Raw genomic sequence first — 15,792 nt, forward strand, 5'->3', positions numbered from 1 at the left:
CAGCGGCGTGATCGGGGGATGACAACTTAGCGATCCGTACTGACAGCATCAATGACCGATACCAAAGCAAGCCTGTTATAGCGATGACAAAACCCGCTGCATCTCACGGCCTAATCGGCCGTATCTACTTCAATCTCTAAGCTGTCATGACGCCAGTATTCGATATCAAAATCCAGCACGCGGCCAAATTGGTCGTAGTTCAATCGCTCTAGATGCAGTGCCGGTAAACCGGCAGTTGCCGCCAGTAAGCTCGCTACATCATCAGGTAACGCCGTTGGTCGAAAGCGCACCTGCATTCTGGCATATTCCAGATTGTAATGGCGACGATAGAGTTCCGTCAGGCTCCCCGCCAGATTATGACTGAGCAGATCCGGCACTTGCTGCGGTAAGCAGTAGTTCTCGCAATAACAGACCGCCCGACCATTGAGAAAGCGCAACCGTCGGATCACAAACAACGTCTCCATTGGCTTCATTCCCAACCGTTCACGTAAGGCCGGCGGCACCGGCTGGCGGGCTGCATCTAGAACCTCGGTTTTAGCCTCGCCGCCTTGTTCGGCCACGATTTGGTGAAAGTTCGAGGTAACGCGTGGATTGAGTCGCAGGCGCGGTGGGCTAACAAACCAGCCACGGCGGTCTTGCCGATAAATTAGGCCGGACGCTTCTAATTGCGCCAGTGCTTCGCGGATCGTCACGCGGGTGGTCGAGAACAGTTCACACAGCTGACGCTCTGACGGCAATTTGTGCAGCCCGCCGGCATGGATCTGGCGAGTCAGTTCATCTTTGATACGCAGATACTGAGGTTTGGTCATGATGATCCTGTAAGTCAGCTAAAGGCTAGCCCGCGTCAGGCTGTCGTACTCAGGCCAGCATTATAGCCACGATTGCCCATGGCCGTATTGATGAATTTTTTGTTGCAGTTGCACTTGCCCCTTTGACGTTCCTGCCGACTCCCCGCACAATAAAAAACAACTGGTATATACCAGATTGGTATTTTCCATTAGCGCGACAACCTATCTCATTGCAGAGGGCATCAAAATGAATCACCCCGTGCACCAGACTGGACAGCAGCATATACGCGCTCAAGCGCCACAAGCGGATTATCTGCTGTTAACGCCCGGCCCGTTAACCACCACGGCAACCGTTAAAGAAGCAATGCTGTATGACAGCTGTACTTGGGATGTGGATTACAATCAGGGCGTGGTACAGCCGATCCGGCATACCTTGACGGCCTTGGCCGCCGCGCAAGATCCGGCGCGCTTTACCAGTGTGTTACTGCAAGGCTCGGGCTCGTATGTGGTCGAAAGTGTGCTGGGTTCTGCCATTGGCGCACAAGATTGTGTCTTGATCATCTGTAATGGTGCCTATGGCGAACGGATGGGCGAGATCGCCGCGGTGTTAGGGCTGGCGCATTACCTGTACCGCTGTGGTGAAACTGAATTACCGGATCTTGCTCAGATTGAGCATCTGTTACGTTGTCACAATGAGATCACCCATGTAGCGATGGTGCATTGTGAAACTACCACCGGCATGCTGAATCCACTCAGTGAAGTAGCGGCGCTGTGCCGTCAGCACAAATTGACTCTGATTGTGGATGCTATGAGCAGTTTCGGCGGGATCCCATTGGATATGGCGCAGCTTGGGATCCACTTTCTGATTAGCTCGGCGAATAAGTGCTTGCAGGGGGTGCCGGGCTTCGGGTTTGTGATTGCCGAGCGCGAGGCATTACTGCGGTGTCGTGGCCAAGCGCGTTCGTTGGCGCTGGATCTGTACGCTCAGTGGCACACCATGGAAACGCAGCACGGAAAATGGCGCTTTACCTCGCCGACTCACACGGTTTTGGCTTTGGCGCAGGCACTGCATGAGCTGATGCTGGAAGGCGGTATCGCTGCGCGCTATCAGCGCTATTGTCGTAATCAGCAGCTGTTGGTGCAGGGGATGCAGACGCTTGGCTTTACGCCTTTATTGCCCGTAGCGCTGCATTCGCCGGTGATCACCGCCTTCTATTCCCCCACCATCCCTGAATATAGCTTTGCTGATTTTTATCAGGCGCTTAAAGCGCAGGGCTTTGTGATTTATCCCGGCAAAGTATCGCAAGCCGATTGCTTTCGTATTGGCACCATTGGTGATGTGCATGAGGCCGATATTCGCGGCTTACTGCAAGCCATGGCGCGTGCAGTACCGGCCATGATGCCGGTGGTTCAAGATGCCACGATTTAACTAACCGCGATTTTATGAACTGCAAGCCAATGCTGCATTACTGCTGATGCAGCACGCTATTTCTCACTTTTAGATCTAAAGGAAAGGGCATGTCACAGGTAAAAGGATTAGTACTGGATTGGGCGGGGACTGTGGTCGATTTTGGTTCGTTTGCGCCTACGGCAATTTTTATGGAAGCTTTCGAGCGCGCGTTTGATTTCCCTGTGTCGTTGGAGGAAGCACGTCAGCCAATGGGATTGGGTAAATGGGATCATATCGCAGCGGTCGGTCGCTTGCCGGAGGTGGACGCACGTTGGCGTAGCCGCTTTGGTCGCCCGATGCAGGATGCGGATGTCGATTTGATCTACTCCACGTTCATGCCACTGCAAATTGAAGCGGTAGAGCGCTATGCCGACCTGATCCCAGATGTGTTACCGGTGCTGCAGCGCTTACAAGCGCAGGGTATTCGCATTGGTTCGTGCTCTGGCTATCCGCGTGCGGTGATGGAGCGTCTGGTGCCGGCCGCGGCCGAGCGCGGTTATAGACCGGATCATTGGGTGGCGACTGACGATTTAGCCGCCGGCGGGCGTCCGGGACCGTGGATGGCTCTGGCGAATGTCATCGCGCTGGGGCTGCCGAGCGTTTGGCAGTGTGTCAAAGTGGATGATTCTGCTCCAGGTATTGTGGAAGGGCGCAATGCGGGGATGTGGACTGTCGGCCTAAGCATCACCGGTAATGAGTTTGGAGCATCGTTAGCTGAGTTTAACGCCATGTCTGCAGAGCTCATAGCACAGCGTCGTGCTAGCGCAACCTCGCGTTTACAGCAGGCGGGAGCGCACTATGTGATTGACTCGTTAGCGCAAATTGAATCGGTCTTGGCGGATATTAATCGCCGGTTGGCTGAGGGTGAACGGCCATAATGCCGATACGGTTTACCTGATTGAATTAGTCTTTTGGAATCTCAGCGGGAGATAATCACACTGCCGCTGAGTTTTAGATTATTGAGTTTTTACTACAGGCGAGCTAGTTATTCATTGGTGCAGAACACAATCAATTAAGTCATCATCCAAATATTAATTCCTACATCCTATACGCGCCAAAGGCGCGCAAACATCATCGCTAAACTCTGCTTATCAGGATCTTTATTGCCTTTTCGCTACAGTGAAAAAGGGGAATAGCGCATAACATTTGGGTTTTGCACAAGCGGTACATCTGGCTGGTGTTGATGTAAATGGTTTGTTACTGTTATGCCAGTTGATTCATGATCAACCACAGCAAACTTCACCTATGTCAAGGAGGACATATGCTGACCGTTTATGGCGATCTACTGTCTGGCAACTGCTATAAAATCAAACTGATATTGCAATTGCTGTCGATTCCGCATCAGTGGCAACACGTGGATGTATTAAGTGGCGAAACACGAAGTGCAGAATTTCTAGCCAAGAATCCCGCCGGTAAAATTCCCTGTCTGCAATTGGAAAATGGCGAATATCTTTCTGAGTCGAATGCCATTTTGCACTATTTGGCGCAAGGCTCAGCACTGATCCCTACCGACCCATTAACGCATGCGCGAGTTTTGCAGTGGCAGTTTTTCGAGCAGTACAGCCATGAGCCTTGTATCGCCGTGGCTCGCTTTATCGCGCGCTATTTGGGAATGCCGGATAGCCGACGTGATGAATATCAGGCTTTACAAACGAGTGGTCGCCAAGCGTTATCGGTTATGGAACAGCAACTAACGCGCACGCCTTATCTTGCGGGTGAAGATTACTCTCTGGCCGATATTAGCTTGTACGCGTATACCCATGTTGCCGATGAGGGCGGATTTAACTTACGTGAATTTCCCCAGATCTGTGCATGGTTAGCGCGCATTGAGGCGCAGCCTGGTCATCAAACCATGGCGCAATGTTTAGCTGTCGCATCATAGAACCTTAAACACGGTGAAAAATCAGGCATACTGAGGGGAGAAGATTTAGTGAACTCTCCAGTATGAAAGGTACCGTTAACGCAATGGTTAAACAGCGTCTACAGAAATTACTGAAAAAATCGCCCACAGAGTCGGCGCAACCACGTATTGGTGAGCCGGTGTTAGAGGATTATGCGCGCGCTGAAGATTTCAACGAGCGCCGGTTTTGGCACAAGCTAAAAGGCGTGGCTAAAAAAGCCGGTTACAGTGTGCTGGAAAAATGCCTGTGGCTATATTACACCGCGCAGAAACCTGACACCCCGAAATGGGCGAAAACCGCAATTTATGCTGCGCTGGCGTATTTTGTGTTACCGCTGGATGCGATTCCGGATTTTATTCCTGGTATTGGGTATAGCGATGACGTCAGCATTTTGGCTTCGGCGTTATTGTCCGTATCGTTGTATCTGGATGTGAGCGTAAAGCAACAGGCGACGGAAAAGCTTTCAGTGTGGTTTGGCGACCGCGATGAATGAAGCAATATATCAGTGAGAAAAAAGCGGCATAAAGCCGCTTTTAAACTGGAAGGAGGGAAGAACTCACTCATTACTCACGCACAAGAGCATCCACCGGGTCAAGACGTGCGGCATTGCGTGCTGGCAAGTAACCAAAAATTACGCCAATTAAGGTGGCACTGCTAAAGGCCATAAACAACGACAACAGGGAAAATTGCATTTTCATGCTGCTGACCAGCAAGCCGAAAATCACACCAATCCCGAGAGACAACACCACGCCAATCAAACCGCCAACCAGTGAAATCATCACCGCTTCAATCATGAACTGCTGCAAGATATCACTCTGACGTGCGCCGACCGCAATCCGGATCCCGATTTCTCGCGTGCGTTCAACCACGGAAACAAGCATGATATTCATCACGCCCACGCCGCCAACAATCAAAGAGATCACTGCAATAGCAGAGACCAACAAGGTCATGGTCGCCGTGGTTTTCTTCACCGACGTCAAAATGGTATCACTGCTGTAGGTGAAGAAATCTTTGCTACCGTGACGACGAGTAAGTAACTCGGTCACGGCCTGTTCTGCTAACGGCGGCGACACACCATCACGCACACGTAGGGTAATTTGTGAAAAGTACGATTGCGTCATAACTCGGCTCATCATCGAGGTATACGGGATCCACAATGACAATGTATTACCTGCGCCACCCCAGCGATTTTCCTCGCGCACAACGCCAATAATTTGTAGTGGCATATTGCCCGTGACGACCACTTGACCAACCGGATCGGTTTTACCAAACAAGCTACGGACCGATTTTTCCTCAATTACCGCTACTGCCGCTTGCTGCGACAGGTCTTGGGCGTTAAATAATCGTCCTTGCACCAATTTCAGACCGGTAACCGAAAAAAACGTTGGGCTAACCCCAGACAGCGAGCCGCTTAGGCTTTTGTTGCGCCAGCGCACTTGCGCCGCCGACGTTATTTTCGGTGATGCACCACTCAAATATGGCTGTTCCTGCAACACCCGTAAATCACGTTCATTCAATGTGCGGATTGCAGAGGCATTTTCATCGCCCCAGCCTTTGCCGGGGAAGATATCAATCGTGTTGGTACCCATGGCATTGATGTCATCGATGACTTTTTGCCGTGCGCCTTGACCTAATGCCACCACACTGACCACCGCCGTGATACCGATGATAATCCCGAGCATGGTGAGAAATGTCCGCATCCGGTGGGCACGCATGGCATGCCACGCCATTCGAAATGCTTCTTGCAAACGGTCGAGCGTATTATTGCTACGTCGAGCTGCGGTTGTATCGGGTGTCAGCTCGGGTTGCTCGGAGCTAATGCTCTGCGTAATGTCATCTGCCGGTAGCTCGCGTAAGGGAGTATGTGTAGGCAAATTTGCAGGCTGCGCAGCACTATCACGGATCACGCGACCATCTTTTAACTCGATGATCCGTTCCGCATGGGCCGCAATCGCTGGATCATGGGTGACCAGAATGACGGTATGACCTAACTGATGCAGCTCTTTAAGGATAGCGAGCACTTCTTGGCCACTTTGGCTATCAAGTGCACCGGTCGGCTCATCAGCCAAGATCACTTCAGCGCCATTCATCAAAGCGCGCGCAATGCTGACGCGTTGCTGCTGACCACCGGATAACTGACCAGGCTGATGATGCATGCGATCCGCTAAGCCTAAGCGCGACAGAAGTTGCATGGCGCGCTCGCGTCGTGGCTGGCGTGCTTGGCCTGCATAGATCGCGGGGATCTCAACATTGGCACACGCATCCAGATGCGGGAGCAAATGATAACGCTGGAAGATAAAACCAAAATGGTGACAGCGCAGGTCAGCAAGCCCTAACGCATCTAAGGTCGCAGTATCTTGACCGCGGAAAAAATAGTGTCCGCTGCTCGGTCGGTCCAGACAGCCGAGCAAATTCATTAAGGTCGATTTACCCGAGCCTGAGGTGCCGACAATCGCGACCATTTCACCGGCATGAATCGTCAGATCCAAAGGCTGTAAAACCGTTACCTGCTGATCGCCGTGGCTAAAACTGCGCGATAAACCGCGTAGCTCAATCAATGGCGGCTGCATCAGCGATTCTCCTCATCTGACGGCATACCGTTTGAGCTTAGCAATTCACTGCCAATAATCACTTCATCACCGGCTTGCAAACCGCTGATAACCTCGGCATTGACATCATTACGCAAGCCTAATGTAATTGGTCGAGCTACTTTCTTGCCATTTTCTAAGACATACACTTCCGCTTTATCACCGCTAATCGTACCGGTGATGGCCGATAGAGGAATGGTCAAGACATCGTTGCGCTCGCCTAATTCAATGGTGACTTGTGCGGTCATCGCCACGCGTAATGTGTGTTTGGGGTTCGGCACCTCAAATTGTGCGTAGTAGTAAACGGCATTATTGGTGGTACCTGAGGTGGTCGTATTGGCATCATTAATATTAGTGGGTGCTAATTCGATACTGCGCAGCACGCCCTGATAGCGGGTATCTGGATCGCCGAGTAGGGTGAAATACACCGGCATCCCTGCGCGGATCCGCGCGACATCAGCTTCAGAAATTTGCGCTTTGACCGTCATGGTATCCAGATTAGCCAGTTTAAGCAGGGTGGGAACTTGCTGCGTAGACACCAAAGTCTGACCCTGTTTAGCGACCAAACTGAGTACTGTGCCATCCATCGGCGCCGTGATCCGGGTATAACCCAATTCAGTTTTTGCCGTTTCAACATTGATTTCCGCGGCGGTAATATCTGCCCGTGCGGTACTGACCTCAGCACGGCTCACTGCCTCGTTGGCGATCGCGTTGTCCAAATCGGTTTGCGAACCGGCTTGGCGTGCATAAATTTTTTGCTGGCGCTGTAAATTCAGAAGATTCAGACGTTGCTGCGCCTCGCGGGTTTGCAACGTCGCCCGTGCTTTGATGAGATCGGCTTCAGCTGCGGACAGTTTGTTCTGCGCCAATTTCGGATCTATTTCCGCCAGCAAGTCACCTTTTTTAACGCGCTGACCTTCGGTTACCAGCAGGCGTGTGATTTGCCCGGAGACCTGTGCACCAACATCCACTTGCTCATAGGCTTGCAGTACGCCAGTGGCTTGTACGCTTTGCTGAATATGGTGTTTGGCGACTGTAGTGGTCAGATAAGTCTGCTTATCGCTGCTTGGCCAAAATCCCCAAATAAGACTCACCAGAATCAGTAAGATAATCAGTGCAATAAAGAGTTTACGGCGAGGTGTTGCGCGACCCATAGTTGATTCATCATATATAACAGAGATGCGCCATTATACGGGTAGCCATGCCGGAATCGAAAGGTCAAAGATTCGGCAGGGCTTTTCGCTTGTCGTGACGTATGGGTTATAGTGAGGTATAGCCGTATAACCAGTTCAACGAAGAGGGACGTGAAGCTCGCTCAGTATTATCCGCCGATTCCTCTTGGCACTCTTGCACAACGATATTGCTATTTTTAACCTGTCGTTTAACCGACTGCAGTGCATTATGTGGTATTGAAGTGGTTGGGATTTTCAAAATAAAGGAAATACCTAACTCGCAGCCTTTGGCTGCCAGCTTGCGCAGTTTCTTAAAATAGACCGAGCGAAAACAAGCCGGAGTAGCGGCAAAAGAAACCGTCTTGATCGACATATTGAAAATGATATCCAGACTTTGGTATAGCTCGTCTAAATCTTGTGCGTCTTTAACCGGTTCGTCTGATTCACTCGGGGCAACGAGAGCTTGAGTCGCATGCGAAGCATGTTCTGTTGAAACATGACATCGCGTAATTTTACCCGATTGATCAAAAATCAATTGGTACGCCAGTTTTGATGGCGATGAGAGATGAGTATCTGTAGCCAAGATGGTATCCCGCAGCTTCTTGTTTATGGGTGTCACTTTACAGCGTAGCTGGTATTTTTATATATGCCACACCGTTACGTTAATCAGGTTTTGCTGTGACATTATTACTGCGAGTTACTGATGTTTATAGATGAGCAGGTGAATAGCGCTATTCACTCTATAAATAGATCCTTTTGCGGCAAAGCACGCTCAGAATAACATGATGATATGTAATCCTTTTCCTTTTTGGCACTCAACAGCATTACGCCAAAGCATAATTAGTATTATGCGAAGAATATTTATTCTGTTGTTGATGCATGTCAAACAACGTAGCTACATGACATTATGAATGCATCTTTAAAAAATATTTAAAACTAGCTGTCATATCATGTAGCTACTGATTTCAAATTACTGATGGATTTTGTCGACCAGATGTTTTTTTATAAAATCGGTGCACGTGACAGGTTTGCCAAAAAAATACCCTTGTAACAAATTGATATTCAGTGCTTGCAAGTGACGAATCTGCGTCATGGTTTCAACCCCTTCCGCGACCGTAATGAGCTTCAAGCGATTCGCTAAATCAATCACATTATCCACAATATGTTCTGCGGGAGAATTTTCTCCAATCATCTTGATAAACATTTGATCGATTTTCAGCGAATCGATGTGAAAGGTTTGCAAGTAGGAAAGGCTAGAGTTACCCGTGCCAAAATCATCTAGCGCAAACAAAATGCCCAATTCGTGTAATTCAGTGAAAATTTCACGTGTCATCGGGTTGTCAGTAATCATTTCACGTTCAGTAATTTCCAGCGCCAACGTGATCGCGCCTTGTGGAAAGGCTGCCAGAAAATCACGGCAATCAGTCACAATGTCTTTATTTTTGAAATGGGTATAGCTGATATTAAAGCCAAAATGAAAATTGGGCGGTAGCAGCGCTGCTTGCGCCGCGAAAATGGTACGCACCTGATGCATGAGGCTACGCGTCATAGGAACAATTAACGCACTTTCTTCGGCTAATGGAATGAACTGATTCGGCGGAATCAACCCTAATTGCGGATGTTGCCAGCGCATCAGTACTTCACAGCCATGCAAACCAAAGTCTTGGCTACGTACAATCGGCTGCATGTAAGGGACAAACTCATTTTGCTCTACTGCACGCGCCAGCATGCTAATCGGTGAAACCACTCGGCTGAGATAACGGTAAGTAATGTACGCGAACAACAACCCAATCAAAATAAAGACAGCGATACTGGCATGAGAGTTATTGATGGCGTACCAAAGCAGCTTACGACTGGAGATCTGCGTCAGTACCTCATACGGGTAGTGGTCAGACTCCATAACTTGGGTGATTTTCTTCTGTGGTAAAGGGCCGCTATACACAGCGCCATCAGCGGTCATCCACTTATTACCAATACGTACCACTATCTGTAAGTGGTTGCTGAGTAAATTCAGCGTCTGATGCAAATATAAACCATCAATACCCACCAGTACAGCAAGCCCTTCAGATCCTGTTTGGCGAAAGGCTACCAGCGGTGATCCCGGCGTTACTGAACTGCCATTCATCAAATACAATTTGCCTTCGTAATAATTGGCTAGCTCAAAATCAGAATTTTTTTTCCCTGATAGGATCGTGCAATAAATATTATTATTTAAAGCAATATTCACATTCCTGACATAAGGAATCGTGATTACCTGATAAAGCATCTTCTTTACCATGGCATCAGAACAGCTTAGGTCTGCTGACGAAGCGATATTGTTAGCGGCCTGCTCTGCTCGCTCAAAAATATAATCAAACTGGGTTATTGCAATCTGCAACCTACGTTCAGTTTCTTGTTTTAGTTCAGTTTTTGCTTGCCATACAATTGCCATCCATCCGACCGAAATCATCAGAATAAAAACAAAAAAGGCAATGACAATCCGACTAAGCAGACTTTTTTTAACGAGTTCAATCATTCTTTTTTAGCAAGCTAGTAAGAAAAACAAAGGGATCGAAATTTTTTATGAGTATACGTTAACAGTGATGTCTCTTCATAAGGTTTTCTGAAAGCCTGTTCAAACGGTTTAATTATTTGAGTTAAATAACAACAATCAACAATTAAATGGCACCAAACAAACCCCGTGTCGTCACGTGATTGACGATGTATTTCAATTTGTTTCTGCGATATTTAACAGTAAGAACTCAGGCCAAAGCTCACACATAAAAATCATGAAAAAAATAAGGTGCTCTAAGGCACCTTATTTTATAAATCATGGCTATGCATGCTAGTGCATTGCTGAATGCTATGGAAACACCGACATAAACAAGAAAGTAGCAAATAACACGATGTGGGTAACCCCTTGCATGAGCGTTGTTTTACCGGTGCTAATGGTTTGGGTGCTTACCAATAAAGTCAACGCCAGCATGATTGTCTCTTTGGTATTCAGCCCCAGAGTCAGCGGTTGATCCAGATAGATAAAAATTGCTGCAACAGTAGGGATAGTTAGCCCAATACTGGCCAATGCGGAGCCTAATGCAAGGTTCATACTGGTTTGTAATTGATTCGCTCTGGCCGCACGAAAGGCGGAAATACTTTCCGGCATTAATACCAAGGCGGCAATAATAATCCCCACAACCGCTTGTGGTGCGCCAATGATAGAAACAAACGCTTCTAATGTCGGAGAAAGCAATTTTGCTAAACCCACCACTGAGACTAAGCACACCAGCAACGCAAAAATATCCAGTACTAACCAGCCACCAGGGCTATGGCTTTCCTCTTCAATACTGACCTCATCTTCAACCGAGCTAAACATAAAATACTCTTTATGTTTAACCGTCTGAATAAAAATGAACGACAGATACAGAACCAGCGACACAATACCGGCAAAAGCCAGCTGCGATGATGAAAACACCGGACCATCCGCAGAGCTGGTAAAATTCGGGAGTACGAGGGTTAAAACGCATAAGGCCGTCAAAACTCCAATGGCCGTGCTCGCGCCACGCTCCTGAAAGCCTTGCTCATTATGGCGTACACCACCAATGAACAGGCAAAAGCCGATAATGCCGTTAAGAATAATCATTACCGCAGAGAACACGGTATCTCTGGCCAAGGTGAGATCGCCAGCATTACCGTCGCCACTACCGGATAACATGATAGAGATAATGAGCGCAACTTCGATGACCGTTACAGCCAGAGCCAGCACTAATGTGCCCAGCGGTTCTCCCACCTTATGCGCAATTCGCTCAGCATAGTAAACCGCAGAAAATACCGCGTACATCAAGGCGATGGCCGTGAATGCGATCATCAGGGCCGAGTCGCTTCCGGTAGCATAAACAATGCCCAATGCACCTAAAGAGAGGAGTGGAGAAGAGTGTTTTAGTTTTAGTTTCAATAGGTTGTCCTCAACGCGCGTTCATCAATTAAGGTTCACGGATCAAAACGGCAATGTACGAAGTAGAAATAGACGTTCCCAAAAACGCATACGTCACCCATGTCGGGCGTTCTTGGCTATTTGACAAGTTAGTTTGCATCGCCGCGGTCGTAAAGATGACCCAAGAGAGAAAAATCGCAATCAAACCCGCTTTGCCTTTATGCTGTTGTATTGCATGCATCAGAGTAAGCAACAAAATGAACCCCTTTCATCTGTTATCGTCAATAGCACTGATTTAAGCATATGTAAATCATCTGTGACACGGTAAGCTGTGATTACGTGATGTGCATTTAGTTGCGGTTTAGCTAATACACATGATGGTTACATAAGAAAGAAGACGGCACTGAGTAGTGGAATTGTTGGCAAGCAAGAGCGTCATCTTGCATTGGCGAGAATGAGAAAAATAGGGTTTTGCACGGGTTTATCATGCAAAACCCAAGAGACTTATTTTATACGTTCGTAGTTTTGTTGCATCTCTTCTGGCGCAATACCATATTCTCTCTCGGCTAAATAGCCATTTTTGAAAACCTGCATTCCTTTCGGATCCCAGCTAACTGCAATAGTCGCTGCTTTTCCATCTTGGCTATTCAGTAATTTCAAAATACGCTCATCGATCTTAATCGCTTGAATCGTCTTTATTCTTTTAAAACGCTCAAATTTAGTCGATGTAGGCAGCTCCCCATAAGTTTCTTGCCACTTATCTTTAGGAATTAACCATTCATTATAAATATTGCCCGCCACCGCAAAAGGCATCCGCGCGACAATCACATTGTCGGTGACCCTATTGGTGGTCTCCAGCTTGTAGCCGCCCTTACCATCAGAAACGTAAGTGGGAAATTGTTGCCCAATTTCAACCGATTGTGGAAGACGGCCTAACGTTACCGTGCGCTTTCTATAGATTTCAGGTTTTTCAAACGCTTGCATTATTTCTGGTACAGTTTTGATATCAATAGGAGTAGCAGAAAAAGCACTGAATGAGCAGCAGGCAAGCAGGAGAGATGATGCTATATATTTCATATCGACGCTCGTTATTGTTGTCTAGTAACCGTTTGCGTCGTGAGTCTAGCAAATGTTGATGAGTGACACTATGAATGCTATCTCGGTTGAAGAAAAGTGTGATCGTAATCATGTCGCATAAAAAAGCACCCTGTAGGGTGCCTTATATTCAAAATCCTGTGTGAGATATTATTCATCTTTTAATCTATCTGATGTACAGATATACAATATCCCAACCAAAATAAAAATAGCCAATGTATATATCAACGTATGCACTGAATTATCATGGGTCAGAATAATCGCTCGAATTATTGCTGTTATTGCAACGTAGACAAAATAGTGCAGGGGAAAGTGATATTTTGATTTGAAGTAGATAATAATCAGCGAAATAAATTCAAAGTATAAGAAATAGACCAGAATACCTTCAATAGAGTTATATGACGTATTGGCATTAAATAAGGAAAGAACCAGCTCGTACAGATCGCGGCACAAAAAGGCCAGCAAAATCACTGAAAGAACCAGCAGTGAAATGTTCAGTGCGACCTGTAAGCGCCCTGAGAACTCAACCGTATAGGCCGTTAATTTGTCTTTCATTAGAATCAGTACCTAGAAATGTGTGACACAAAGCGATGTCAGCGTATGCAATACTGTATTTGACAGGTAAAACGGCCAAAAGCATCCCACGTGAATGTAAGTAGGCACTTTTTTGTGTATCGACTTCAACATGGGTTGTAACCAAGCATAACCGGCTGCCTATCGGTGTTCAGCGTATAACCTAATGCGTGTTAGCATCAACACGAGTGACAATGTCACTTATTTCTAGCAGGACAAAAGATCCGACTAAGGTCCATCTAGCAAAACCACTAACACGGCAAATAACATAGGAAGCCAAGAGGCAAGAGCTTGCATTTGTGTTATTGCGCCGTGTTCGGCTTATGCCAAGCTACCCATTAAGTGAGAAGTGCTGTAGCAAACATTCAAGCAGCGACACAAAGCTCGCGGCATGCATGTTTTTTCATCATCCGCTCAGCACTATAATAACTTCATATAATGTAAATTATATGAAGTCAATGGTTTGATATGGTAAAATCTGACAAAGTTAGGCTAACCTATATCTATATTCGCGAAATACAATTGGTTTAAAACGGACAAAATATGGCCTTATCTCAGCATCAACAGGCGTTGTCGCAACTGCAAAGTTTCAATGCATTACCCGCGCATCTGCGTAGCATGGCGACCGCCCATCAGCAATTCACGCGTTACGCGGAAGATTCCTATTCCGCCAATACCTTGCGGATGGTGGACTTTGCTGAAAAACACTGGGCGCATTGGTTAGCTAAGCAAACAGATTTGCCGACCGAATGTTGGCACGAACAGCAGCTGTTGTTGTATCCGATTTGGCCCGATATTTTATGCCGCTATATTGATGAGTTATCGGAAAGCATGTCGCTTAACTCGGTACAGACTTACATCAATTTGTTGAATTTTAAGAATAAAAAACTGGGTTTTCCTTCTTTACTGCAACACACCCACGTTCAATGGGCCATGCGGCGCGCCACGAACCGCGCACTGGATGCCGGTGAGCAAATTGGTCAGGCACAACCATTTCGTTTGCATGATCTGGAGTTATTGCTACAGATTTTTGCCGATACGGACGATCCAAAATTGATGCGCGATTTGCTGCTCGTGTGGATCGCATACGAAAGCTTGTTACGCGAGTCTGAACTGGTCAACATTCGCTGTAATGATTTACTACCCGGTCGCCAATACAGCATTCGCGTAAGAAAAACGAAAACAACCAAAACGCTGGAAGATAATGAAGTCTTGCTGAGTGAACCCTGTTCACAGTGGCTACACCGCTATATGACGCATTTTGGCTTACCACTCTCGTCTTCTGGCTATCTGTTTCGGCGTTTGAAAAAAAATGGTGAGTTATTCCATAGCGAAGAGAACTGCAAAAAACTGTCGGGTCGCACTGTGGATGATATTTTTCGCTTCTTCTATTGGCAAGTTGATCCTGATGCTAGAGCCGAATTACAAAATTCAATTCACGCAGCAGATGCCTCTCGCTACCAAACGTGGACTGGTCATAGCGCCCGAGTCGGCGCCGCAATAGACTTGTTTGTGTACGGTGCTAGCGTGCATGAAATCATGCGCTTAGGCCGGTGGCGGAATGATCAAACCGTAATGCGCTACATTCGTCGCGTTTCAATGCAAGAATTGCCAATGAATCGGATGGTAACAGAAAGGCTGAAGCGTTGATGTGGTGTAAATCGTTAGGAAAATAAACTCGGGTAAGACACGAAACACAAAGAGGACAACGCGGATAGTGACTCCGCGCTATCCTCAAGCCTGCGTTTTATTCTACGACGTTATAGCCAAACGCTTTGTCGTGTACATAGACCAGTTTGCAGTGATCAATGTAGGTTGCATCGTGAATACGACCAGCTTGGATATAACCGGTTTCACCTTGATTCAGGATCAATAACTCACCGTCTTTTTCTAAGCCGTGCTCGCCTTCTAGGTAAAACTGAATTGACATCTTACCTTCAACAACCACCGTCATATCATCACCAGGGTGGAAATGTGGGCCTTCATAAACGCCCGCTTCCCACTGCTCCAACATCACATCAACCCCATCTGGATTCGTTGGGTAGGTTGAGCGAAAGGTAAAGCCTTTTGGTGCTTCGGGATCTGATACGTGGTTGCCCCAGATCTTGCTTGTTTCGGAGGTTAAGTCATGAAACTGCTTAGACATAGTTACTACTCCATGGTGATATCCCGGTAAAGTCACCAGAATATCCAATTGATTTGTTGTCTCTGAGTGTAGGATCAGATGCGGATTATTGAAAATAGAGAGATGCAACGGATTGTAAATCCTGACGAAATTATGAGAATAAACACATCTTTTTCCAGAGTTATGTGAA

Annotated in this window: 14 protein-coding genes; 5 read left to right on the forward strand and 9 right to left on the reverse strand. The window is 47.3% G+C overall.

Features of this window, described 5'->3' with window-relative positions; translation table 11 throughout:
• Positions 1 to 110 precede the first annotated feature (110 nt).
• Positions 111 to 809: a phosphonate utilization transcriptional regulator PhnR gene (gene phnR, locus LQ901_RS15835; RefSeq protein WP_233672426.1), complete on the reverse strand. Its 699-nt coding sequence runs from the start codon at positions 807 to 809 to the stop codon at positions 111 to 113.
• A gap of 226 nt (positions 810 to 1,035) precedes the next feature.
• On the opposite strand from phnR, the gene phnW reads away from it, so the two are divergent.
• The 4 genes from phnW to LQ901_RS15855 all read left to right on the forward strand — a co-directional run bounded on the left by phnW (position 1,036) and on the right by LQ901_RS15855 (position 4,632).
• Complete coding sequence (phnW, locus tag LQ901_RS15840; RefSeq protein WP_233672427.1) at positions 1,036 to 2,217, forward strand: 2-aminoethylphosphonate--pyruvate transaminase; 1,182 nt, start codon at positions 1,036 to 1,038, stop codon at positions 2,215 to 2,217.
• A gap of 89 nt (positions 2,218 to 2,306) precedes the next feature.
• Entirely contained in the window at positions 2,307 to 3,116 is an 810-nt protein-coding gene (phnX, locus tag LQ901_RS15845) for a phosphonoacetaldehyde hydrolase (protein WP_047707557.1), read from the forward strand.
• Between the two features lie 383 nt (positions 3,117 to 3,499).
• Positions 3,500 to 4,120 carry a glutathione S-transferase family protein gene (locus LQ901_RS15850; protein ID WP_233672428.1) on the forward strand — a complete coding sequence of 207 codons (621 nt, stop codon included), beginning with the start codon at positions 3,500 to 3,502 and terminating at the stop codon, positions 4,118 to 4,120.
• A gap of 62 nt (positions 4,121 to 4,182) precedes the next feature.
• Entirely contained in the window at positions 4,183 to 4,632 is a 450-nt protein-coding gene (locus tag LQ901_RS15855; protein WP_233672429.1) for a YkvA family protein, read from the forward strand.
• A gap of 70 nt (positions 4,633 to 4,702) precedes the next feature.
• Here LQ901_RS15855 and LQ901_RS15860 read toward each other — a convergent pair whose 3' ends face one another.
• From LQ901_RS15860 to LQ901_RS15890, 7 genes are all read right to left on the reverse strand, one after another.
• Positions 4,703 to 6,709, reverse strand: a complete 2,007-nt coding sequence (locus LQ901_RS15860; protein WP_152135598.1) for a MacB family efflux pump subunit — start codon at positions 6,707 to 6,709, stop codon at positions 4,703 to 4,705.
• On the reverse strand, positions 6,709 to 7,881 hold the full coding sequence (gene macA / locus LQ901_RS15865; protein WP_233672430.1) for a macrolide transporter subunit MacA: 1,173 nt from the start codon (positions 7,879 to 7,881) through the stop codon (positions 6,709 to 6,711). Before macA ends, LQ901_RS15860 begins: the two co-directional genes overlap by 1 nt.
• A gap of 106 nt (positions 7,882 to 7,987) precedes the next feature.
• Positions 7,988 to 8,482, reverse strand: coding sequence for a hypothetical protein (locus LQ901_RS15870; protein ID WP_152118216.1), 495 nt, complete (start codon positions 8,480 to 8,482; stop codon positions 7,988 to 7,990).
• Positions 8,483 to 8,869: 387 nt separating this feature from the next.
• Positions 8,870 to 10,414 carry a cyclic diguanylate phosphodiesterase gene (locus tag LQ901_RS15875; protein WP_152135600.1) on the reverse strand — a complete coding sequence of 515 codons (1,545 nt, stop codon included), beginning with the start codon at positions 10,412 to 10,414 and terminating at the stop codon, positions 8,870 to 8,872.
• Between the two features lie 327 nt (positions 10,415 to 10,741).
• Positions 10,742 to 11,830, reverse strand: a complete 1,089-nt coding sequence (locus LQ901_RS15880) for a calcium:proton antiporter (protein WP_039045016.1) — start codon at positions 11,828 to 11,830, stop codon at positions 10,742 to 10,744.
• Positions 11,831 to 12,313: 483 nt separating this feature from the next.
• Positions 12,314 to 12,886, reverse strand: coding sequence for a hypothetical protein (locus LQ901_RS15885; protein WP_233672431.1), 573 nt, complete (start codon positions 12,884 to 12,886; stop codon positions 12,314 to 12,316).
• A 168-nt stretch (positions 12,887 to 13,054) separates the two neighbouring features.
• Positions 13,055 to 13,459, reverse strand: coding sequence for a phosphate-starvation-inducible protein PsiE (locus LQ901_RS15890; RefSeq protein ID WP_010863153.1), 405 nt, complete (start codon positions 13,457 to 13,459; stop codon positions 13,055 to 13,057).
• 561 nt (positions 13,460 to 14,020) lie between these two features.
• Here LQ901_RS15890 and LQ901_RS15895 point away from each other — a divergent pair.
• Positions 14,021 to 15,127, forward strand: coding sequence for a tyrosine-type recombinase/integrase (locus tag LQ901_RS15895; RefSeq protein ID WP_152135601.1), 1,107 nt, complete (start codon positions 14,021 to 14,023; stop codon positions 15,125 to 15,127).
• 97 nt (positions 15,128 to 15,224) lie between these two features.
• On the opposite strand, the gene LQ901_RS15900 is transcribed toward LQ901_RS15895, so the two are convergent.
• Positions 15,225 to 15,623 carry a hypothetical protein gene (locus LQ901_RS15900; protein WP_039045013.1) on the reverse strand — a complete coding sequence of 133 codons (399 nt, stop codon included), beginning with the start codon at positions 15,621 to 15,623 and terminating at the stop codon, positions 15,225 to 15,227.
• Positions 15,624 to 15,792 lie beyond the last annotated feature (169 nt).

It is taken from the genome of Plesiomonas sp. PI-19, from assembly GCF_021368255.1.
Lineage (GTDB): Bacteria > Pseudomonadota > Gammaproteobacteria > Enterobacterales > CAMTGL01 > Plesiomonas > Plesiomonas shigelloides.

Bases quoted from the DNA above. Each gene is read 5' to 3' on its own strand.
- LQ901_RS15885 (WP_233672431.1), bottom strand. From the start codon at position 12,886: ATGAAATATATAGCATCATCTCTCCTGCTTGCCTGCTGCTCATTCAGT.
- LQ901_RS15895 (WP_152135601.1), top strand. From the start codon at position 14,021: ATGGCCTTATCTCAGCATCAACAGGCGTTGTCGCAACTGCAAAGTTTC.
- LQ901_RS15855 (WP_233672429.1), top strand. From the start codon at position 4,183: ATGAAAGGTACCGTTAACGCAATGGTTAAACAGCGTCTACAGAAATTA.
- phnW (WP_233672427.1), top strand. From the start codon at position 1,036: ATGAATCACCCCGTGCACCAGACTGGACAGCAGCATATACGCGCTCAA.
- phnR (WP_233672426.1), bottom strand. From the start codon at position 809: ATGACCAAACCTCAGTATCTGCGTATCAAAGATGAACTGACTCGCCAG.
- LQ901_RS15860 (WP_152135598.1), bottom strand. From the start codon at position 6,709: ATGCAGCCGCCATTGATTGAGCTACGCGGTTTATCGCGCAGTTTTAGC.
- LQ901_RS15850 (WP_233672428.1), top strand. From the start codon at position 3,500: ATGCTGACCGTTTATGGCGATCTACTGTCTGGCAACTGCTATAAAATC.
- LQ901_RS15875 (WP_152135600.1), bottom strand. From the start codon at position 10,414: ATGATTGAACTCGTTAAAAAAAGTCTGCTTAGTCGGATTGTCATTGCC.
- LQ901_RS15900 (WP_039045013.1), bottom strand. From the start codon at position 15,623: ATGTCTAAGCAGTTTCATGACTTAACCTCCGAAACAAGCAAGATCTGG.
- phnX (WP_047707557.1), top strand. From the start codon at position 2,307: ATGTCACAGGTAAAAGGATTAGTACTGGATTGGGCGGGGACTGTGGTC.
- macA (WP_233672430.1), bottom strand. From the start codon at position 7,881: ATGGGTCGCGCAACACCTCGCCGTAAACTCTTTATTGCACTGATTATC.
- LQ901_RS15890 (WP_010863153.1), bottom strand. From the start codon at position 13,459: ATGAAAGACAAATTAACGGCCTATACGGTTGAGTTCTCAGGGCGCTTA.